The organism is Candidatus Methylopumilus planktonicus (assembly GCF_006364715.1).
Taxonomy (GTDB): Bacteria; Pseudomonadota; Gammaproteobacteria; order Burkholderiales; family Methylophilaceae; genus Methylopumilus; species Methylopumilus planktonicus_A.
This window is the reverse complement of sequence record NZ_CP040984.1, coordinates 353,565-375,276: the sequence shown is the minus strand read 5'-3', so window position 1 is coordinate 375,276 and position 21,712 is coordinate 353,565. Positions and strand designations below refer to the sequence as shown.

Here is a 21,712-nt window from a genome sequence, read left to right as displayed (position 1 = left end):
ATCATGATGGTGTATGGCATTAAAAATTGCAGCACTGTCAAAAAAGCATTAACTTGGTTTGATAGCCATCAAATTAGTTATGACTTTTACGACCTCAAAAAAGATGTTTTAAATGTAGCTACTTTGACTGCATGGTTTAAAAAGTTACCAGATCATTTAACTTGGGATATGCTAATTAATAAATCTGGTATGACATGGAGAAATCTTACAGATCGAGAGAAAAAACTCGCTGACAAACAAGAAACTGCCATTCAATTAATTATAGAAAAACCAACGGTAATGAAAAGACCTTTGGTAGCCATCGATAAGAAAGTAGTATCACTTGGGTTTGATGAATCAGCATTTCAACAACTATTTAAAAAATAAAAAAAATGACTAAAACGCTAGAGCTTGCTAAAAATTTAATTGCTAGAAAATCTAATACGCCAGATGATGCTGGCTGCCAAGATTTGCTTATTAGCCTCTTGGAGCCTTTAGGTTTTAAATGCGAGAAAATTAAATCAGGTGATGTAGAAAACTTGTATGCGCGCAAAGGTACTGAAGCACCTTTCTTTGTTTTTGCAGGTCATACAGATGTTGTACCTAGCGGCCCAGTTGATCAATGGATATCACCACCCTTTGAACCCACGATCAAGGATGACAAGCTTTATGGTCGAGGCTCTGCGGATATGAAAACATCTATTGCAGCCTTTATTGTTTCTATTGAAGAATTTTTAAAAGAAACTAAGGGCTTTAAAGGCTCGATTGGATTAATTATCACTTCTGATGAAGAAGGTGTTGCAGTTGATGGAACTGTTAAAGTGGTAGAGCTTCTTAAGAAGAGAAATGAAAGAATTGATTTCTGTCTTGTGGGCGAACCGACTTCACATCTGAAATTCGGCGATATGATTAAAAATGGCCGAAGAGGATCGCTTTCAGCAAAACTTACCGTAAAAGGTATCCAAGGCCATATTGCCTATCCCCATTTAGTAAAAAATCCAATTCATATGGTTGCGCCCGCCATTACAGATTTAGTGAATATGTCCTGGGATGAAGGTAACGAATATTTCCCTAAGACATCATGGCAAATTTCAAATATCAAAGGTGGAACAGGTGCTACAAATGTTGTTCCTGGTGAAGTAGATATTCTTTTTAATTTTAGGTATTCAACAGCAAGTACCGCTGAAAATTTAAAAGAAAGAGCGCACGCGATTTTAGATAAGCATAAACTTGATTACGTTATTGATTGGGAATACTCAGGCAATCCTTATTTAACAAAAAAAGGAAGGCTTGTAGAGATATTATCAGATGCCATCAAGGAAACTCTTGGTATCACGCCTGAGCTATCCACAACAGGCGGCACTTCCGATGGTCGTTTTATTGCGAATATTAGTGATCAAGTTGTTGAGTTTGGACCGCTCAATGCCACGATTCATAAAATCAATGAATGTGTTGATGTAAAAGATATTGAACCACTTAAAAATATTTACAAGCTTACGCTTCACAAGATTCTCACTTGAGCCAAACGCAACTATTTAAAGAGATTTTTTCAATACGTGATTGGCTAAGATACGCTGTTAGTCAATTTGAGAGTTCTGATATATTTTTTGGCCATGGCACCTCAAATGCATATGATGAAGCCGTCTGGCTCATTTTTGGCTTTCTTCATTTACCTCACGACACAATAGAAAACTTTTTAGATGCTCACATCACGAGTAAAGAAAAAAAAGATTTACTATTTTTAATTGAAAAAAGAATTAATGATAAAGTCCCGACAGCTTACTTGCTTAATGAAGCATGGTTGAGAGATTATAAATTTTATGTCGATGAACGCGTGATCATTCCTAGGTCTTTAATAGCGGAATCATTAAGCGAAAATCTTTACCCATGGATTGATGATCCCGAAACAATTTATAGCGCACTTGACTTATGCACCGGAAGTGGTTGCTTAGGTATCATGATGGCACACAGCTTCCAGAACGCTGAGATTGATCTTGTTGACCTATCCGACAAAGCATTGCAGGTAGCCCAAATCAATGTGGATCAGTATGGATTAGATGACCGTATTGAATTAATCCGATCTGATTTATTTGATGCACTGAAGGGAAAGAAATACGACCTGATCATTTCTAACCCTCCTTATGTCAATGAAGCTTCTGTTAAAAACTTTCCTATGGAGTTTTTAAAAGAACCTAGTATGGCCCTTGGAAGCGGTCATGATGGTTTAGATCATACAATTAGAATTATTCATGAAGCTAAGAAGTATCTTAACGACGGCGGCATGCTAATTGTAGAAATTGGTCACAACAAAGAAGCTTTATTAGATAAATTTCCAGCGCTTCAATTTCAGTGGCTAGATGTTTCTTTAGGTAATGATTTTGTATTTATGCTACAAAAATCTCAGCTATCTCATTAGATTTTTTTAATATCTAAATTACTTCTAATTCTTCTCTTGATTGGTTTTTTTCCAATTTTTTTAATTTTTTTGTCTAGGATTGCTTTTCGATCAAGCTTAACTTTAGGTGCATAAGGTGATGGGTGTGCATGTTTTTTACGTGCCTTAACTTTAACGAGGCTTTCATTGCGGCTCACTATAGAGAAAGGCATGTCGAGCCATTTTAAAATGTTCTCAACTTCCTTTACTTCAAGTTCCAACATCATGCCTCTTTTTACGCGTGATGGAAGTGATACAGAACCAAACCTGGTTCGAATAAGACGACTTACCGGAAGATTGAAATGTTCAAATAAACGTCTTACTTCTCGATTTCTGCCTTCCATAAGGATGACTTGGTACCATCGATTAGCCCCCTCGCCACCTTGATAACGAATTTCATCGAATTTTGCTAGACCATCGTCTAATTTAACACCGGATTTTAATTGTGATATTTGCTCTTCAGTTAACTCACCAAAGATACGGACAGCATATTCGCGTTCAATTTCAAATTTTGGGTGCATAAGACGGTTAGCAAGATCGCCTGAAGTAGTAAACATGAGTAGACCTGAAGTGTTGATATCAAGACGCCCTATAGAAATCCATTTTTCATTTTTAATTCTAGGTAGCTTTGAAAATACTGTGGTTCTTTTTTGTGGGTCACTGACTGAAACAATCTCACCTTCAGGTTTGTGATAAATAAGAATTTTAGGAAATTTTAAATCAAAGAAAAGATGGATGGTCTTTCCATCAATCTTGATAACATCATGCTCATGGATTAATTGTCCTAATGTTGCTGGACTATCATTCACATGCACACGGCCTGCTTCAATATATTTTTCCATTTCTCGCCTGGAACCAATTCCAGATTGAGCAAGGAGCTTATGTAAGCGCTGTGTTTTAGATGGGCTAGTGGTCTTTCTTTCTTTAGCTGAGTCTTGATCTTGTGAACGCATAAAATACTTTAAGTCACCAATGACTTAAAATTAAACATTCAAGGGAATTTCATTTTGAAGGAAGCTTTCAATATCAGGAAGCTCAGATAAAGATCTCAAATTAAAATCATTTAAAAAATGTTTTGTTGTCGCATATAAAGAAGGTCTGCCCGGCACCTCTTTTTGACCAATCACATCAATCCAGTCTCTTTCTTGAAGTTGTCTAATAGCATTCGGATTGAGTGCCACACCTCTAATTTCTTCTATGTCGCCACGTGTCACTGGCTGCCTATAAGCTACAATCGCTAACACCTCCATGACAGCACGACTATATTTAGCCACTCTTTCTGGGTTTAATCTCATTAAGTAACTTGAGTATTCATCTCTCACTTTAAAACGATAACCCGAGGCTACAAGAACCAATTCCATAGTGCGATCTTGCCATTCTGTTTTGAGTTCATCTAATAACATTCTTAATGTAGATCGCTCAATTTTTTCTGAAAATAATTTTTGCAAATCGTCTAAAGATAGAGGATTGGCACTCGTTAACAATGCGACCTCTAGTATTTGTTTAATTTTTGATATGTTATTTAAGTCTGTCATGGCCTAGTTGATCTGTAATTTAATGTAGATGGGAGAAAAACTTTCTTGCTGGGTAATTTTTATAAGTCGCTCTCTTGCTAATTCTAATATAGCTAAGAAACATACAACTAACTTTTGAACTCTATCTTCAGCCACATTAAATAATGATGAAAACTCGACAAACTCTTCTTTTTGAAGTTTTCTTAAAATCATTGTCATGTGCTCTCTTACAGAAAGTTCATTGCGAGCAACTTTATGCACCTCAAAATGTTTTGCCCGATTTAAAATATTTTTCCACGCTGAAAATATTTCATCAATTGATACGTCAGGATAGGTAATTTCTGTAATTTTTTCAAAATACGCATTAGCGACATAAAGATCAACACCGACCTGCGGCATTTGTGTAAGCTTTTCAGAGGCTATTTTGATGAGCTCATACTCCATAAGTCTTCGAACAAGCTCAGCGCGCGGATCTTGCTCTGTATCAACCTCAGCTGCCCTCTTAGGTAATAACATTCTTGATTTAATTTCAATCAAGACTGCTGACATAAGTAAGTAATCTGCAGCTAACTCAAGTTTAATTTCTTTCATCTTCTCTACATAATCCATGTACTGAATTGTCAAATCAGCCATCGGTATATCGAGAATATCTAAGTTATGTTTTCTAATAAGATATAGAAGAAGATCGAGCGGTCCTTCAAAAGCTTCCAAATAAATTTCTAAAGCATCTGGTGGAATATAAAGATCTTGAGGTAATACCTCAATATTCTCTCCATGAATTTTCCCAATAGCGGCTATTTGAACTTCTTGATTCATCAGTAATTCAACCCCATCGCTTCTCTTACTTCTCGCATAGTTTCTCTCGCGAGTTTTCTAGCTTTTTCACAACCCTCGGCTACGATATTTTTCACGAGATCAGGATCTTCAATGTAATGAAATGCTCTTTCTTGAATAGGTTTAAGTTCTTTATTAATTGCATCAATCACAGGCTGTTTACATTCAATACATCCTATTTTAGCTTCTTTACATCCAGTTTCAACCCAAGCTTTAACTTCATCGCTTGAATACACTTGGTGCAACTGCCATACAGGACAGTTATATGGATTGCCAGGATCATTTCTTCTAATGCGAGCGGGATCGGTTGGCATGGTTTTAATTTTTTTCTCAACAGATTCAGGCGACTCTCTTAAGGCAATAGTGTTGTTATATGATTTAGACATTTTTTGACCGTCCAAACCAATCATCTTAGATGCAGGCGCTAATTTATATTCAGGCTCAACTAAAATCATTTTGCCGCCGCCCTCTAAAAAGCCTAACAACCTTTCTTTATCTCCCAAACTTAAACCCTGATGCTCTTCAATTAATACCTGAGCCGAGTCTAGTGCCTCTTGGTCACCATTTTCTTGATACGCTGTTTTCATCTCCATATAGAGACTGCTTTTTTTAGAGCCTAATTTTTTAATTGCTTCCTCAGCCTTTTCAACAAATCCCGTTTCTTTGCCATAGAGGTGATTAAAGCGTCTTGCAATTTCTCGAGTAAATTCTATGTGAGGAATTTGATCTTCACCAACAGGTACCTGTGTTGCTTTGTAAATCAAAATGTCTGCACTTTGTAATAATGGATAACCTAAAAATCCATAGGTCGACAAATCTTTAGATGATAATTTTTCCTGCTGGTCTTTATAAGTTGGCACTCTCTCTAGCCAACCTAAGGGTGTAATCATAGAAAGCAAAGTATGAAGTTCGGCATGCTCAGGTACTTTAGACTGAATAAAAATAGTTGCTGTTGCTGGATCTACCCCTGCTGCAAGCCAATCCACAACCATCTCCCACACATTCTCTTCAATAATTTCAGGAGAGTCGTAATGTGTCGTGAGTGCATGCCAATCTGCTACAAAGAATAAACATTCAAATTCATGTTGAAGATTAATCCAATTTTTCAATACCCCATTGTAGTGGCCCAAATGAAGATTGCCTGTAGGTCGCATGCCAGATATAACGCGTTCAATAGCCATAGTCTATACCTGAGCTCCTAAGCAAATAGCCATACGATTAAAGTTTGTGTAAATTGCATAATTGGATAAATTATCAAATCAAGAACATGTGTAACTAATAATAAAATTAAAATTAAAAATCCATACTTTTCAACTTGAGCATATTTATATGCAAGCTTATCAGGCAAAAGACTGTGTGTGATTCTTCCCCCATCAAGCGGTAAAAGTGGGATTAAATTTAATGCCATAAGAGATAAATTTATACTAATCCCGGCAACACCCATTTGTTGAACAAATAAGGGCATAGGCTCTGGGAAATAAGCACTGCGTCCATATAAAATTGTCCAAAAGATCGCCATAATTAAATTCGAAAAGGGACCGGCAGCAGCAACCCAAAGCATATCTTGTTTGGGACGGCGCAAATTCATAGGGTTCACCGGAACAGGCTTAGCCCAACCAAATAGAATAGGCGCATGTAAAATAGCTAACACAGCTGGTAAAAGTATTGTTCCTACAGGGTCAATATGTCTTGCTGGATTAAGGCTGATTCTGTTTTGATGGTATGCAGTTAAATCGCCAAAATACTTTGCAACATAGCCGTGAGCTGCTTCATGAACGGTAATAGCAAAAATTATTGGTAGGGCAGATGCGGCGTAATTTTGTATTTCATTTATTTCCATATATAGAATGTCATTCTATTTGAATATTCTTATATTCATTCAAGAAATATGTGTTTTTAAGAAAAAATTTAGTTCAGCAAGGCATTGACTTCATTCCAACTTTTCCATATCGGAATGCATGTTTCAGGGATTTTTGGTAAAGATCCCATCTCCCTGTAAGAAATGCCTGGCCCATGATAGTCAGAACCTGTGGATGCTAGGAATTCAAATTCTTCTGCAATTTTTGCAATTTTTAAAGACTGCTCTGTCGTATGGCTTCCAGAAATAACTTCAATGCCTTGACCACCCAACTCTTTGAATTCATTTAAAAATGCTAAAAGATTATTTTTACCTAAATCATATCTTGCAGGGTGGGCGATAGCTGCAATACCCCCACTTGTATGAATCCATGAAAGCGCATTTTCTAAGCTCGTCCAAGTGTGCTCAATAAAACCTGGCTTACCTTTCACGAGATAATTTTTGAATACGGTTTTGACATCTTTGGCATGCCCTGTTTCTACTAAAAATCTTGCAAAATGGGTACGACCTAAAATGCCTGATTTTGCATATTTTAATGCCCCCTCTAAGCTCCCTTTAATTCCCACCTGATCGAGTGAATGTGCCATTTGTTTCGCTCTCTCAAAACGCCCTTGTCTAATAGAAGCAAGTCCTTGTAGTAGTGTTTTATTTTGAGAGTCCACATTCAATCCTACGATATGAATCGTATCTCTTTTCCATGTCACTGAAATTTCAACACCGTGAACTAAATGCATGCCTAATAATTTTGCTTCTGATGCGGCCTCCGTCAAACCTTCAACATCGTCATGGTCAGTTAAAGAAAGTACTTTAATGCCTTTAGAGTGGGCATGCTTAACAAGACCGCTTGGGGTTAATAAACCATCAGATATAGTAGAATGTGAGTGAAGATCAATCATGAATATTCAGTATTTCAATATGAACTACCATAGTATCAGATAGTCTTTAGCAAAGATAATTAACGAAGCCTTGGGATAATTTTACAAATGAAATTTCTATTCGATCTATTTCCTGTCATCCTTTTTTTTATTGCATATAAATTTTCAGACATTTATACCGCGACACTGGTCGTCATTGGCGCCACATTCTTCCAAGTGATTTATAGCAAGCTCGTTCATAAGAGAGTGGATAAGTTACTTATATTTAATGCGGTATTGATCAGTGTATTAGGTGGCACTACTTTATGGCTTCATGATGCAAATTTTATTAAATGGAAACCTAGTATTTTGTATTGGCTATTATCAGGCGCACTTTTATTTTTTCAATTTTTCAAAAAAAATAATCTTGTTAAAAATCTTATGGGAAAACAAATTCAACTGACTGAAAAAACGTGGCACCAAATCAATATCACTTCTGCTTTATTTTTTGGAGTCCTAGGCGCGCTCAATCTTTATGTCGCTTTTAATTTTTCAGAAAGTACGTGGGTTAATTTTAAATTATTTGGCATTACAGGACTTATCATGTGCTATGCCGTCTTTATCGGTGTTTTAGCATCAAGAGCAAATCGTAAATAATATGTTTTACGCCATCATCGCCAAAGACCATCAACATAGCCTCGATAAAAGAACGGCATATAGGCCGGCACATTTAGCGCGCATTAAAGTACTGCAAGATCAAGGTAAACTTCTACTCGCAGGACCCTTCCCTGCCATTGATTCAATCGACCCAGGCTTAGATGGTTTCACGGGCAGTTTGATTGTAGCTGAATTTATATCACTTAATGAAGCGATCCTCTGGGCGCATGAAGATCCTTTTTATACCTCAGGTGTTTACGCTTCTATTGAAGTAAAACCTTTTAGAAAAACACTTCCTTAAATATTTATGCTTCAAGATCTCATTAAAGAAAGGCTAGCATTTTTAGAGCCGACACATCTAAACCTTAAAGATTTAAGCGATCTTCATAAAGGTCATAAAGGTAATACGGGTGGCGGTCATTTCGATTTGGAAATTACTAGTTCGCATTTTTTAGGAAAATCAACGATAATGAGGCATCGCCTCGTATACGAAGCGCTTAAAGATTTAATTCCTCATAAAATTCATGCATTAAGTATCAAAGCTGATTTGCCTTAAGGAATCACTCTTCAATATTAATAACCAAGGAGCTTTATGTTTTCTTTTATCAAAACCTTCGTTTTTGTTTTACTTATCCAGCTTGGAAATTTAGCTCAAGCAGCTGATTTAAATATTTCAGTGAATGGAAAGCCTATCAAAAAAAATCTATACGATTTTGTAGTAAAAGACCTTGCAAGTCGCGGTCAAAAAATGGATGACAATCTTAACAGTATGATTGTGAATCGTATGATTGCCATGGAGCTCATTAACCAAGAAGCTGAAAGAACAGGTTTAAGTAAAGATGCAAACTATCTTTTAAAAGAAGAGCTAGCGCGTAAAGAAATGTTATACAACACATTCTTACAAAGTTATGTTCAAAAAAATCCTATTTCAGAATCTGATATTAAAAATGCGTATGAGCAATATAAGAAAGACTTAGGCACTCAAGAGTTCAATGCAAAACATATTCTTGTGGCAAGTGAACAAGAAGCTAAAGACGTGATTGCTGAACTGAATAAAGGTGGCAACTTTAGCAAAATCGCTAAGGACAAATCAAAAGACTCGGGTTCAAAAGATAAAGGTGGTGACTTAGGCTGGTTCCCAGCTAATTCAATGGTTAAACCGTTTGCTGATACACTCACTTCACTTAAAAAAGGTAGCTTCACAACAGCGCCTGTGCAAACGCAATTTGGCTGGCATGTGATCAAATTGGAAGATACAAGAGCCCTTCAAGCTCCTGAATTCGATAAAGTAAAAGAAGGTTTAGCTAAAACACTTCAACAAAAGCAACTTGATAAGCTTGTATTAGATCTCAAAGCAAAAGCGAAGATTGTGGATAACCGTAAATAAAGAAGTTATCCTCAGAAACCTCACAAAGCCTGCGCTATGCAGGCTTTTTTGTATATAATAATAAGAATCATTATCATTTAGATATCTATGACAACCTTATTAGAGCTAGCAGAAGGCCAAAGTGGCATCATCCATAAACTCAATATGGATCGCTTACTTATTCAAAGGCTTAATGCCATGGGGCTTCGGCGCGGAAAAAAAATAACCGTTCTAAGGAAAGCTCAATTTAAAGGCCCTTTTCATATCATGATTGATACAACCGAACTCATGATTAGAGAGCATGAAGCATCACTAATTAATATTACTTCTGCTGCTCTATGAAACGTATCGCTTTCTTAGGCATGCCCAATACTGGGAAGTCGACGCTTTTTAATCGTTTAAGCGGCTCATCTGCTCGTGTCGGTAATTGGCCTGGGATCACTGTTGACCTTCATGCAGTTAAAACATTCTTAGGCGGCCATATGGCCGAATTGGTTGATCTTCCTGGCATTTATGATCTTCAAGGTCTATCTGAAGATGAAAAAATTGTGCAAAGCTTTATCAACAATAATAAGATTGATTTAGCCATTGTAGTTTTATGTAGCACTCAAATTGAACGACAGCTTTCTTTACTGCTACAACTTCAAAAACTTCATATACCCTGCGTGCTCGCACTTAATATGTATGACGAAGCAAAGAAAATGGGTATTGCTATTGATGCTGTGTTATTGGAAAAGAAACTTAAAACGCCCGTTATTAAAACAAGTGCCAAATATGGCGAAGGTATGGTTGAGCTTTTAAAAGCATGTACCCAGGTCATCAATCAAAAAGTCTCTACCCCGATTAAAAAAATTAAACCACTGAACGCATCCGATCTAATATCGAATGAAAAAACGATTCAGACTTTAATTAAATTAACCGTTAAATACCCTACCAAACTTAACGACAAAAATACAAAAAAATTAGATGGGCTCTTTCTAGATCCTTATTGGGGCTTACCTATTTTCTTTTTTATTGTATTTTCAATTTTTCAGTTTATCTTTACTCTTGGTAAACCCATTCAAGATTTAATGACGCAATTCTTTAATTTCTTTAGGTTGGATTATCTTGAACCGCTATTCATAAATCATCATGGCATTTTCGAAAGCCTGCTCTTAGACGGACTCTATCTTGGCGTGACCACAGTGGCCGCTTTTGTGCCGATCATTATTCTCTTCTTTCTTATTATGAGTGTCGTGGAAGATAGTGGTTATTTTTCTAGGGCTGCATTTTTGATGGATACCTTGATGGAAAAAATAGGTTTAGATGGAAGAGGTTTTGTCATGATGCTCATGGGCTTTGGCTGCAATGTCCCGGCTCTCATGGGCACTAAAATTATGCGCACAAAAGAACTTCGTCTTTTAACGATGTTTGTCATTCCATTCTCACTCTGCTCAGCTAGGCTTCAAGTATTTTTATTTATTATCACGGCTCTCTTTAGCGCTACATATGGGCCACTCGTTCTTTTCTGTCTTTATTTATTAAGCTTTTTTACAATCTTTATTTCAGCCCTTATCTTCAAACATCAGTTTAAAAATAAAGAGCCTATTATTATTGAATTGCCCCCATACCGCTTTCCTACCTTGAATCAGATTGTCAAAAGAAGCATGATTGAAATTAAACATTTTTTAACGCGCGCTACCAAATTTATTATCATTGGCGTACTTCTTGTTTGGGCGTTAACTCACTTTCCAATGGATGTGCCTATCGCCAGTGAGCTTACCTATTCTGGCCAACTGGGTAAGTGGCTATCCCCTATTTTTGACCCTATTGGCATCAACGAACAATTAGTGATTGCTTTAATTTTTGGCTTTATTGCCAAAGAGATTGTGATTGGCGCATTGGCTGTGATTTATGGTGTAGAAGGTTCCGCATTAGCCCATCACCTTTACAGTAATGTTAGCCAAATACAGGCGATTAGTTTTATGATTTTCACCCTCATTTATACGCCCTGCCTTTCAACAATTGCTACACTTAAAAATGAATCTAAAAATCTTTCGTTTGTGATTTATTCAGTTTTCTGGGCGCTTCTTCTGGCCTGGGTTTTTAGTTTTATTTTCTATCAAACCTCGCTCTATTTTTCTAGTTAATTTAGTCAAAATTAACAAGGTTTAAAAAAATAGCTTCTGTTAAAATTATAAGCTTAAAGTAACGTCTTAAAACACTACCCAAAACATGCAAAGCCAAGAAATTATTCATATCGCTGGCGGTCCAGCTTATTCAAAGTTTAGAAAAGAAAAACTTCTTGGAAAGCTTCAAACAGTTAATAGTCAAATCAAAGATATTCATTCTGAATACATTCATATTGTATGGTGTGAGAAAAAAATTATAGGCACAGAGAAAGCCATTCTAGAAAAAATTCTGCATTATGGTCCGAAGGCTCATACATTAAATTTTAAACATAATTCCATAATCACGATTCCACGTCCGGGCACCATATCGCCATGGGCCTCCAGAGCAACTGATATTGCAAACCATTGTGGACTTCATGACGTTAAGCGAATCGAAAGAGCCATTGCTAATTATATTGAGTTAAAAGATGAATCTTTATTGTCGAATAATGAAAAGAAACAGCTTTCTGTATTACTTCATGATCGTATGACAGAAATTTCTATTTTTGATCTTAATGAAGCTCAATCTCTCTTTTCTCATTTGCCTCCTAAACCCATTCAGTATGCAGAGATACTTGAAGGCGGCAAAAAAATCTTAAATGATTTTAATAAAAATCTCGGGCTTGCGTTATCTGAAGACGAAATCGATTATTTATTTAATTATTTTACTTCCATCAAAAGAAACCCTACAGACGCTGAACTCATGATGTTCGCGCAAGCGAATTCTGAGCACTGTCGTCATAAAATATTTAATGCCGATTGGGTGATAGATGGCAAGACACAATCTAAATCACTTTTTGGCATGATTAAAAATACACATCAGCTTCATCCAGGCAATACGATTGTAGCTTACTCAGATAACTCTTCTATTGTAGAAGGCGCTAAGGTTAATCGTTTTTATCCAAATCAAAATGGTGTTTATGAAGATCACAAAGAATTAACTCACTTTATTATGAAAGTGGAAACACATAATCATCCGACAGCAATCTCTCCATTCTCAGGCGCAGCAACTGGTGCAGGTGGTGAGATTCGAGATGAAGGTGCTACAGGAAGAGGTTCAAAACCTAAAGCCGGCCTTACAGGATTTTCAGTTTCTAATTTACGCATCCCTGATTTTATTCAGCCCTGGGAAAAAGAGATTTATGGCGCGCCTTCTCGCATATCATCAGCGCTCCAAATTATGATTGATGGTCCGATTGGTGGCGCTTCTTACAATAATGAATTCGGCAGGCCTAATATTACAGGCTACTTTAGAACATTAGAAATTAAGCATAATGATGAAGTAAAGGGTTTTCATAAGCCCATTATGCTAGCAGGTGGCATTGGAAGTATTAACGATATCCATACAAAAAAACATGCAATTCCGCCAGGTGCACTTCTCATTCAGTTAGGTGGCCCAGCAATGCTTATTGGGTTGGGTGGTGGCGCCGCCTCAAGTATGGGCACTGGATTCAATGCAGAAAATTTAGACTTTGATTCTGTGCAACGTGGCAATCCTGAATTACAAAGAAGAGCGCAAGAAGTCATTGATCGATGTTGGCAATTAGGCAAAGATAATCCCATCTTAAGCATTCATGATGTAGGTGCTGGCGGTTTATCAAATGCATTCCCTGAATTGGTCAATGATGGTGGGGTAGGTGCAACGTTTCAATTACGTTCAATTAATAATGAAGAGCCAAGCATGTCACCCCGGGAGCTTTGGTGTAATGAAGCCCAAGAGCGCTATGTATTAGCTATTATAGATAAAGACCTTGATTTATTTAAATCACTTTGCGAGAGAGAAAGATGTCCTTTCGCGATTGTAGGTGTTGCAAAAAACGATAAACAACTCATCGTTGAAGATAGTCTTCTTAAAAAAGATGTTGTCCATATGGACTTATCTACCCTCTTAGGAAAGCCGCCTAAGATGACGCGCAATGTGCAGCGAAAAGAGAAAGCTCTTAAAAGATTTATCACAGAAAATATTGACATCAAAGACGCAGCTTATCGCGTTTTGAGATACCCAGCTGTAGCAAATAAAATGTTCCTGATTCATATTGGTGATCGTTCAGTAACGGGATTAATTGCTAGAGATCAACTTGTAGGTCCATGGCAAGTACCTGTTGCTGATGTTGCTGTCACCCTATCATCATTTGATAGTTTACTAGGTGAGGCTTTTGCTATTGGCGAAAAAACCCCTATTGCGATGATTAATGCTAAAGCTTCTGTTCGTATGGCATTAGGCGAAGCTATTACCAATTTATCGGCAGCCTCTATTCATCATTTAGAAGATATTAAATTATCAGCTAATTGGATGGCGTCTGCAGGTCATGAAGGTGAAGACGCTGCCTTATTTGATGCAGTTGAAGAAATCGGTATGCGTCTATGTCCTGACCTAGGTATTAGTATTCCTGTAGGCAAAGATTCCATGTCTATGAAAACAGCTTGGTTAGATGGTGCAAAAGAAAAAACGGTGGTCTCGCCTTTGTCGCTTATCTTAAGTGCTTTTGCACCCGTCTTTGATGCTAGAAAAACATTAACGCCAACACTCAATAGAAATCTTAAGGATAGCGGTCTTATCTATATCGATTTAGGTTCCGGCAAAAATAGATTGGGTGCTTCAGCATTCAACTTAGTCTTCAATGAAGTTGGCGATATCCCGCCAAACCTTGATGATGCAAAAACACTTAAAGCATTCTTTGATGTGATTCAAACACTTAAAAATGAAAATGTGATTGAGGCTTATCATGATCGATCTGATGGCGGACTTTTTGCAACGTTAACTGAAATGGCCTTTGCAGGTCGCTGCGGTTTGGATATTGATTTGACTCATTGCGGTGATGATATTAAAGCAATTTTATTTAACGAAGAGCTGGGTGCTGTCATTCAAGTTCAAAAAGAGCATATTTCTAGCACGCTCATAAAAATTCACGAGGCGCTAAACCACCACACTTTCCTCATTGGGTCTATCAGTCCCAATCAAACAATTCATATTAAACATAAAAATGAAACTGTCCTCAAAGAGACAAGATCAAACTTACAAAGCGCCTGGAGCGAAACATCTTTCAAGATGCAATCTATGAGAGATAATCCAGAGTGCGCCTTAGAAGAGTTTTCACAAATTTCAGATGATCTTGATCCAGGTATTAACCCACAATTTGATTTTGAAATTCCCCAGTCTTTTGCAATTAAAAAGACGAAACCTAAAATTGCCATCCTAAGAGAGCAAGGTGTAAATGGCCATGTTGAAATGGCAGCAGCTTTCTCTACTGCAGGATTTGAAGCGCATGACGTGCATATGTCAGACATTATTCAAGGTCAAAAAAGTTTAACTGATTTTTCAGCGCTAGTTGCTTGCGGCGGTTTTTCATATGGCGATGTATTAGGTGCAGGTGAAGGCTGGGCTAAATCAATTCTATTCAATTCAAAAACACGTGACGCTTTTGCTGCTTTTTTCTCAAGGTCAGACACGATTGCACTAGGTATTTGTAATGGCTGCCAAATGATGAGTAACCTTAAAGAAATTATTCCTGGCTCAACATTATGGCCACACTTTGTAAAAAACAGATCTGAACAATTTGAAGCAAGGTTTGTATCAGTTGAAATTCTTAAGTCTAATTCTGTATTTTTTACCGGGATGGACGGCTCCATACTTCCAATTGCGGTGGCTCACGGTGAGGGCTATACAGAATATCAAAACCAGACTCAAATGAATGATGTTTTAAATCATCAACTTGCAACACTTCGCTATGTTGATAACTACCAAAAGGGAACTTCTACCTACCCTATGAATCCAAACGGGTCTCCTGAAGGAATTACTGGATTTACTTCTGACAATGGACGGTTTTCAATTATGATGCCTCATCCTGAGAGAGTTTTTAAGGTAACACAAAATTCTTGGCATCCTGAAACGTGGAACGAATTAGCGCCATGGTATAAAATGTTTGCAAATGCTTACCAATTTTTTAACTAAATGAAAGAGTCACTTAATATGAATAAATTTCTAAAAACAACACTTACACTAATTTTACTCACTTTTTCAATGCAACTTTTTGCATTAACAGATGCAGAAGGAATCGAATTTTCAGGCGCAGTGAATGAAGGCAAACTATCTATCGTTAAAAAATATGTTGAAGTAAAAAAAGTAGATATCAATGCAACTTACTTTGCATGGAGCCCCCTTCTTATGGCAGCTGCTAAAGGTCAATTTCAAGTGCTCAAATATTTAGCAGAGCATGGCGCTGATCTTAATTACACTCATCCAATTACTAAAATGAATGCATTTCATCATGCTGCTTTTGACGGTAGAACTGAGATCGTTAAATACCTTGCATCCAAGGGCGCTGATCTTAATAAAAAAATGAATGGTGGTGTATCTATTATCCGTGTGGTGAAACAAGAAAAGGGTGATCAAAAAATGGTCGACCTACTTCTTTCTTTAGGTGTGAGTGAAGAAGGTTGCGAAGATAAGTGTCTTTAGTCATTAAGGCCTCTTAATTAAACTATGAAAAATTTGCGTGTATTTTTAATATTATTATTTACCCTTTTTACTGTCCCTTCAAAAGCACATGATTCACTGAATGTAATCTCAGGGTTTACAAGTCCTGAGTCAGCAGTTCAAGATGCTAAGGGAAATATTTATGTCTCTGAGATTGGTGAATTTAATAAGGATAGTGATGGAAAAATTACGCGTATTTCAATTGATGGCAAACTTTCAACATTTGCAAGTGGTATGGACGATCCTAAAGGCTTAACTTTTATTGGTAAGTCTCTATATGTCACAGATAAGAATAGAGTTTTGAAGGTTGAACCCGATGGAAAATGGGCAGTATTTGGAAGTACGATGGCATTTCCACAAACGCCTGTCTTTTTTAATGATATTACTTCAGATGAATCTGGTAATTTATATGTAAGTGATAGCGGCAACCTTAAAACAGGTGGCGCCATTTTTAAAATTGCCAAAGATAAAAAAGTTACTGTAATCCTCAATGAAGATTCGCCTGAAATTTTAGCGCCGAATGGCCTTTTAGTTGTTAAAAATGATCTATACGAAGTAGATTTTGCAAGCGGCATTCTATATAAAATCAATTTGAAAACAAAATCCATCTTGAAAGTTGCTGAAGGCTTTGGTGGCGGAGATGGTTTAATTAAATCTGGGGATAGTTTCTTTATTAGTGACTGGAAAAACGGAAAGATTTTTAAATTACAGCATAACAAGGTCACATTACATAAGGAAGGTTTTACAGCTGCTGCTGACATAGCACTTTCTTATGATAAAAAATCAATTATCACTCCGGACATGACAGCTGGTTCCGTAACCCTCGTTCCAATTCAATAATTGATTTGGCTATGGAGTTAAGAGCTAATTGCCTAAAGGCTCTTGCTATAAATGATTTAAATGAAAAATTAAATCGAGTTAAAGATATATACGAATCTTTTAAGTCTTATCAAGTGGCAATTGATTCAAAAGCTGACATTCAAAATAGCTTCCATTTACCAGGCGCACCCTTAAAACCTCAAATTGTTCCTCCAAGACTTGTTGAAAAAAGATCTGCCTCTACTGAGCATGGAAAATTAATATTCATTCATGCATTAGCTCATATTGAATTTAATGCGATTAATTTAGCGCTTGATATTATTTGGCGCTTTAAAGATCTTCCAGATCAATTCTATAGTGACTGGCTTCAAATTGCTTACGAAGAACATACGCACTTCAACTTACTTAATGACTATCTTAAAAAATTTGGTTTAAGCTATGGCAGCTTCAACGCACACAACAGTCTTTGGGAAATGGCTGATCGAACAAGTCACGACTTAATTCATCGATTAGCACTCATTCCAAAAACAATGGAAGCAAGAGGTCTAGATGTGACTCCCCCAATTATCGAAAAATTTAAGCAGCAAAAAGATGATGACATTGCATCTATTCTACAAACTATTTATGAAGAAGAAATTCATCATGTATCTATCGGAAATATTTGGTATCGTTGGGCATGTGAATCTCAAAATCTAAACCCACATGAAACGTATAAAAAATTGCTGGTGTCTTATGATATTAAATTGAATTACCAAAAATTAAATAAAGAAGCGCGTTACAGAGCAGGCTTCTTAAAAGAAGAGCTTATTTAAACCTTAAAAAGATTTAATACACCTTTAAAGTCTGAGTGATTTAATTTAAATCGCGCTTTTTCTTGCACAATAGGCTTGGCGTGATACGCAATACTGTATTGGGCTTCTGCTAACATCTTTAAATCATTCGCCCCATCACCAATCACGATTGTATTTGATTTGTCGATGCTGAGTTTTGCTTGAAAATCTCTTACAGCTTGAGCTTTTACTTCATCATTGACAATTCGACCTAATAATCTACCAGTCAGTCTCTTGTCTTTAATTTCAAGTTGATTAGATATAGCAATATCAATCCCTAATTTATTCTTCACATAATCTGCAAAATAATCAAAGCCGCCTGATACAAGGACTGTTGTCACATTATTTTTGCGACAAGCCTCAATCCATGCCTGAGTGCCATCATTAAACTTTAATCTTTCTTCTATCACTTTGAAGAGCATCTCCTCTCCAAGTCCTTCCAATAAAGAAACGCGCTTGATTAGGCTTTGTGAAAAATCAATTTCGCCCATCATGGCACTTTTAGTAATTAAAGCTACATCTTGTTTTTTGCCGCACATATCTGCAATTTCATCAATACATTCAATTGAGATGAGTGTTGAATCCATATCCATCACGCATAGGCTAAATTCACTTAAAGCTCTGTAATTATCTAAAACTGCAAAATCTACTTGCTTAAGATGAAGCTGTTTTTTTAAATCAACTGGCAAGTCAGATTCAATCTCATATATGGCAGTATTATCATTGATAAGCGAATAAGGAGAAGCTGTCACTTGGCCTAAAATTTCAGAGATTTCTGTTAAATGACTTTGGAGACTATATGAAGACTGGAGTAATAATTTCATGGTGTTTATAAGTGATATAAGCCTACAAATTAATAATTCTAACATTGCTATTAAAATATAATTCTTAACTGGCATGTTTATCTAAATTCGTAGAAAATAATGCTTATTTAGCTCCTTTTTTAACATGAATCTCCACGAATATCAGGCCAAACAATTAATTGCAAAATACGGCATTTCTGTGCCAAAAGGCATTGCAATTAAGTCTTTAGAGGAGGTGGATCAATCGATAGCCCAACTTGAATCTTCTTCTTATGTTATTAAAGCCCAAATTCATGCGGGCGGCAGAGGTAAAGCAGGTGGCATTAAGATTGTAACTTCTAAAAAAGAAGCAGTTGAGGCTGTAAATTCCCTTCTCCATAAAAAACTTGTTACTTATCAGAATAAACCAGATGGCCAACCTGTTAATGCTCTTCTTATAGAAGAGTCATGTGACATCGAAAAAGAATTATATTTTTCTATATTAGTTGATAGACAGTCAGAAATGATCGTCGTTATTGCATCTTCTGCAGGCGGTATGGAAATTGAGGAAATATCTAAAAATAACCCTGACAAAATTATCAGAGAAACATGTAGTCCAATTAATGGCCTCATGGATTATCAATCTAGAAACATTGCCTTTGCATTAGGTTTGCCTAATGAAATGACGAATGATTTCGTTAGATTTGCTAGAAGTACTTTTAAAGCTTTTATTGAAAATAATTTAGCCTTATTAGAAATTAATCCGCTCGTTATCAATTCTCATAAAAAAATTATTGCTCTCGACTGTAAAATAAATGTCGATGACAATGCTCTTTACAAACAAAGAACATTAGCTGATCTCCGTGATTGGTCTCAAAACGACTCTAAAGAAGCCGAAGCTTTTGATGCTGGACTTAATTACATTGCACTTAATGGCAATATTGGTTGCATGGTCAATGGCGCAGGTCTTGCTATGGCTACGATGGATCTTATCAAACTCTACGGTGGCGAACCTGCAAACTTTTTAGATGTGGGTGGTGGAGCTACTTCTGAAACAGTTGCCAAAGCTTTTAAAATTATTCTTGATGATAAAAATGTACAGGTTGTCTTGGTAAATATTTTTGGTGGCATTATGCGATGCGATATTATTGCTGAAGGAATTATCGCTGCAATCAAAGAGGTTGGTATCAAAATTCCTATTGTCGTAAGATTAGAGGGCACTAATGTAGATTTAGGTAAAAAACTTTTACAAACAAGCGGTTTAAATATTAAGGCCGCAAACACGCTTACCGAAGCGGCAACGATCGCAACTAGTCTCATCAAAAAATAAAATGTCTATTCTCATTAATAAATCTACCAGGCTTATTTGCCAAGGCTTTACTGGCAAACAAGGTACTTTTCACTCAGAGCAAGCAATTACCTATGGTACAAAATTAGTCGGCGGGGTTACACCTGGCAAAGGTGGGACATTACATCTTAATTTACCTGTATTTAATACAGTGAGAGATGCTATTAAAACAACTGGAGCCAATGCATCAGTCATCTACGTTCCTCCCGCTTTCGCTGCAGATTCAATTATCGAAGCCTCTGAAGAAGGTATTGAAATTATTGTATGTATTACAGAAGGTATTCCAATACAAGATATGATAAATGTGAAGGCGGCTATTCGCGCAAACCAATCTAAACTAATTGGCCCTAATTGTCCTGGCGTTATAACACCAGGCGAATGTAAGATTGGGATTATGCCTGGAAGCATTCACTTGCCTGGATCCATTGGCATTATTTCAAAATCAGGCACATTAACTTACGAAGCTGTTCAACAAACAACAATGCTTGGATTAGGTCAAAGCACATGTGTTGGCATTGGTGGCGATCCCATCAAAGGACTCAATTTTATTGAATGCTTACAAATGTTTGAAGAAGATAAAAATACTCAGGGCATTATATTAGTTGGTGAAATTGGTGGTTCAGATGAAGAACATGCTGCTGAATATATCAAACAACACATAAAAAAACCTATTGCAGCTTATATTGCTGGCATTACAGCCCCTGAAGGAAAAAGAATGGGTCATGCGGGTGCTATCATTTCTCAAGGTTCTGGTCTTGCAATAGATAAAATTAAAGCGCTAGAAAAAGCCGGTGTGAGCATGTCTAAGTCTCCTGCGGACATGGGGCTTACTATGCAAGCATTATTAAAAAAATAAAAATTGTATAAAAAAACTCTTCTCACCTTTTTTCTAATCACTTCTTTTTTTGCCTTAATAGCGAATGCGGAAGAGTCAGTAAATTACCTTTTAACAGCAGCATCAAAAGGCGACCTTGAGACAGTAAGCGCTATTTTGGAAAGTGGTGGAAATCCAAACACTAAAGATGGAGATGGCGTCACAGCTCTTATGTATGCAGCAAGAAAAGATATGGATAAGATTGTGGCACTCTTAATTAAAAAAGGCGCATCAGTGAATGCAACTGAAAGTAACGGCTGGACTGCATTAATGTTTGCTGCAAAGAAAAATTATATACGATCAGCTCAGTTACTTTTAGATAATGGAGCAGATCCAAAAATAAGAGACAATGACGGATGGAGTGCTTATGGGCTAGCTGCGATATCAGGATTTCATAATATCGTAGATCTATTAATCAAACGCGGCATTGATCCTAATAACACTAACGATGCTGGTCAAACTGTTTTAATGTATGCCTCTAAAAACGGTGATATAAAAACAATTCAAACACTACTTGACCATGGTGCTGATCCAAATATCGTAGACAAATACAAATGCAGCCCTCTTATGTATGCTTCAAGAGAGGGTAACGCAGATGCAGTAAGTCTTTTTATAAAGCGTGGTGTAAAAATTGATTATGAAGATCACTTTAATTGGACAGCACTCACTTGGGCCACGAAAAAAAATCATTTGGCAGTTTCAAAACTTCTTATAGTAAATGGCGCTAATATTGACCGAAAAGACTCCGATGGCACGCCTATAATTCACTATGCTGTAGCAAATAAATCTAAGGAAATGATTCAACTTTTTATTGAATCAAAAGTTAATTTAAAAGCAAAAGATCGCTACGGTTTAACAGCTCTTGTATATGCGCTCAAAGCTAAAAATACAGAAATTGTTGACCTTATTAAAAATGCGGGTGGCAGTTACTAAAAC

General features: G+C 36.7%; 23 protein-coding genes. 16 read left to right on the top strand and 7 right to left on the bottom strand.

All coding sequences use genetic code 11. The features are described from left to right. Positions 1 to 3 precede the first annotated feature (3 nt). The 3 genes from FIT63_RS02085 to prmB are packed head-to-tail and all read left to right on the top strand — an operon-like array spanning position 4 to position 2,395. Positions 4 to 366 (top strand): Spx/MgsR family RNA polymerase-binding regulatory protein, encoded by a 363-nt coding sequence (locus FIT63_RS02085; protein WP_140006352.1) that lies wholly within the window; start codon positions 4 to 6, stop codon positions 364 to 366. Positions 367 to 371: 5 nt separating this feature from the next. Further along, the gene (gene dapE, locus FIT63_RS02080; protein WP_140006351.1) at positions 372 to 1,499 is read left to right on the top strand and encodes a succinyl-diaminopimelate desuccinylase; all 1,128 of its coding nucleotides are present in this window, start codon (positions 372 to 374) and stop codon (positions 1,497 to 1,499) included. Beyond that, positions 1,496 to 2,395 (top strand): 50S ribosomal protein L3 N(5)-glutamine methyltransferase, encoded by a 900-nt coding sequence (gene prmB / locus FIT63_RS02075; RefSeq protein ID WP_140006350.1) that lies wholly within the window; start codon positions 1,496 to 1,498, stop codon positions 2,393 to 2,395. Before dapE ends, prmB begins: the two co-directional genes overlap by 4 nt. Here prmB and FIT63_RS02070 read toward each other — a convergent pair. From FIT63_RS02070 to FIT63_RS02045, 6 genes are all read right to left on the bottom strand, one after another. Next, positions 2,392 to 3,366: a pseudouridine synthase gene (locus FIT63_RS02070; RefSeq protein WP_140006349.1), complete on the bottom strand. Its 975-nt coding sequence runs from the start codon at positions 3,364 to 3,366 to the stop codon at positions 2,392 to 2,394. The genes prmB and FIT63_RS02070 overlap by 4 nt on opposite strands. Before the next feature lie 30 nt (positions 3,367 to 3,396). Next, positions 3,397 to 3,948, bottom strand: a complete 552-nt coding sequence (gene scpB, locus FIT63_RS02065) for an SMC-Scp complex subunit ScpB (protein WP_140006348.1) — start codon at positions 3,946 to 3,948, stop codon at positions 3,397 to 3,399. Positions 3,949 to 3,951: 3 nt separating this feature from the next. Next, positions 3,952 to 4,743, bottom strand: a complete 792-nt coding sequence (locus FIT63_RS02060) for a segregation and condensation protein A (RefSeq protein WP_140006347.1) — start codon at positions 4,741 to 4,743, stop codon at positions 3,952 to 3,954. Then, positions 4,743 to 5,942 (bottom strand): tryptophan--tRNA ligase, encoded by a 1,200-nt coding sequence (locus FIT63_RS02055; RefSeq protein WP_140006346.1) that lies wholly within the window; start codon positions 5,940 to 5,942, stop codon positions 4,743 to 4,745. Before FIT63_RS02055 ends, FIT63_RS02060 begins: the two co-directional genes overlap by 1 nt. 17 nt (positions 5,943 to 5,959) lie before the next feature. Continuing rightward, positions 5,960 to 6,601, bottom strand: coding sequence for a site-2 protease family protein (locus FIT63_RS02050; protein ID WP_140006345.1), 642 nt, complete (start codon positions 6,599 to 6,601; stop codon positions 5,960 to 5,962). 68 nt (positions 6,602 to 6,669) lie between these two features. Continuing rightward, positions 6,670 to 7,515 carry a 3',5'-nucleoside bisphosphate phosphatase gene (locus FIT63_RS02045; RefSeq protein WP_046487420.1) on the bottom strand — a complete coding sequence of 282 codons (846 nt, stop codon included), beginning with the start codon at positions 7,513 to 7,515 and terminating at the stop codon, positions 6,670 to 6,672. 87 nt (positions 7,516 to 7,602) lie between these two features. Here FIT63_RS02045 and FIT63_RS02040 point away from each other — a divergent pair, with 87 nt between their 5' ends. The 10 genes from FIT63_RS02040 to FIT63_RS01995 all read left to right on the top strand — a co-directional run bounded on the left by FIT63_RS02040 (position 7,603) and on the right by FIT63_RS01995 (position 17,754). Continuing rightward, positions 7,603 to 8,130: a septation protein A gene (locus FIT63_RS02040; protein ID WP_140006344.1), complete on the top strand. Its 528-nt coding sequence runs from the start codon at positions 7,603 to 7,605 to the stop codon at positions 8,128 to 8,130. 1 nt (position 8,131) lies between these two features. Then, complete coding sequence (locus tag FIT63_RS02035; RefSeq protein WP_140006343.1) at positions 8,132 to 8,431, top strand: YciI family protein; 300 nt, start codon at positions 8,132 to 8,134, stop codon at positions 8,429 to 8,431. A 6-nt stretch (positions 8,432 to 8,437) separates the two neighbouring features. Then, positions 8,438 to 8,686 (top strand): BolA family protein, encoded by a 249-nt coding sequence (locus FIT63_RS02030; RefSeq protein ID WP_046487412.1) that lies wholly within the window; start codon positions 8,438 to 8,440, stop codon positions 8,684 to 8,686. A gap of 36 nt (positions 8,687 to 8,722) precedes the next feature. Continuing rightward, on the top strand, positions 8,723 to 9,517 hold the full coding sequence (locus tag FIT63_RS02025) for a peptidylprolyl isomerase (protein WP_140006342.1): 795 nt from the start codon (positions 8,723 to 8,725) through the stop codon (positions 9,515 to 9,517). 87 nt (positions 9,518 to 9,604) lie between these two features. Continuing rightward, complete coding sequence (locus FIT63_RS02020) at positions 9,605 to 9,838, top strand: FeoA family protein (protein WP_046487409.1); 234 nt, start codon at positions 9,605 to 9,607, stop codon at positions 9,836 to 9,838. Beyond that, entirely contained in the window at positions 9,835 to 11,625 is a 1,791-nt protein-coding gene (feoB, locus tag FIT63_RS02015; RefSeq protein ID WP_140006341.1) for a ferrous iron transport protein B, read from the top strand. Before FIT63_RS02020 ends, feoB begins: the two co-directional genes overlap by 4 nt. Before the next feature lie 85 nt (positions 11,626 to 11,710). After that, positions 11,711 to 15,598 (top strand): phosphoribosylformylglycinamidine synthase, encoded by a 3,888-nt coding sequence (gene purL / locus FIT63_RS02010; RefSeq protein ID WP_140006340.1) that lies wholly within the window; start codon positions 11,711 to 11,713, stop codon positions 15,596 to 15,598. Positions 15,599 to 15,616: 18 nt separating this feature from the next. Then, positions 15,617 to 16,105 (top strand): ankyrin repeat domain-containing protein, encoded by a 489-nt coding sequence (locus FIT63_RS02005; protein ID WP_046487399.1) that lies wholly within the window; start codon positions 15,617 to 15,619, stop codon positions 16,103 to 16,105. A gap of 24 nt (positions 16,106 to 16,129) precedes the next feature. Next, positions 16,130 to 16,963 carry an SMP-30/gluconolactonase/LRE family protein gene (locus FIT63_RS02000; protein ID WP_140006339.1) on the top strand — a complete coding sequence of 278 codons (834 nt, stop codon included), beginning with the start codon at positions 16,130 to 16,132 and terminating at the stop codon, positions 16,961 to 16,963. Between the two features lie 11 nt (positions 16,964 to 16,974). Continuing rightward, positions 16,975 to 17,754 (top strand): ferritin-like domain-containing protein, encoded by a 780-nt coding sequence (locus tag FIT63_RS01995; RefSeq protein ID WP_140006338.1) that lies wholly within the window; start codon positions 16,975 to 16,977, stop codon positions 17,752 to 17,754. On the opposite strand, the gene serB is transcribed toward FIT63_RS01995, so the two are convergent. Further along, on the bottom strand, positions 17,751 to 18,596 hold the full coding sequence (gene serB / locus FIT63_RS01990) for a phosphoserine phosphatase SerB (RefSeq protein WP_189342321.1): 846 nt from the start codon (positions 18,594 to 18,596) through the stop codon (positions 17,751 to 17,753). The two genes, FIT63_RS01995 and serB, sit on opposite strands and share 4 nt — an antisense overlap. A gap of 124 nt (positions 18,597 to 18,720) precedes the next feature. Here serB and sucC point away from each other — a divergent pair, with 124 nt between their 5' ends. Genes sucC through FIT63_RS01975 form a run of 3 tightly spaced genes read left to right on the top strand, consistent with a single transcriptional unit; the run spans position 18,721 to position 21,709 of the window. After that, positions 18,721 to 19,884, top strand: a complete 1,164-nt coding sequence (sucC, locus tag FIT63_RS01985) for an ADP-forming succinate--CoA ligase subunit beta (protein WP_140006336.1) — start codon at positions 18,721 to 18,723, stop codon at positions 19,882 to 19,884. A 1-nt stretch (position 19,885) separates the two neighbouring features. After that, positions 19,886 to 20,758: a succinate--CoA ligase subunit alpha gene (gene sucD / locus FIT63_RS01980; protein WP_140006335.1), complete on the top strand. Its 873-nt coding sequence runs from the start codon at positions 19,886 to 19,888 to the stop codon at positions 20,756 to 20,758. 3 nt (positions 20,759 to 20,761) lie between these two features. Then, positions 20,762 to 21,709: an ankyrin repeat domain-containing protein gene (locus tag FIT63_RS01975; RefSeq protein WP_140006334.1), complete on the top strand. Its 948-nt coding sequence runs from the start codon at positions 20,762 to 20,764 to the stop codon at positions 21,707 to 21,709. Positions 21,710 to 21,712 lie beyond the last annotated feature (3 nt).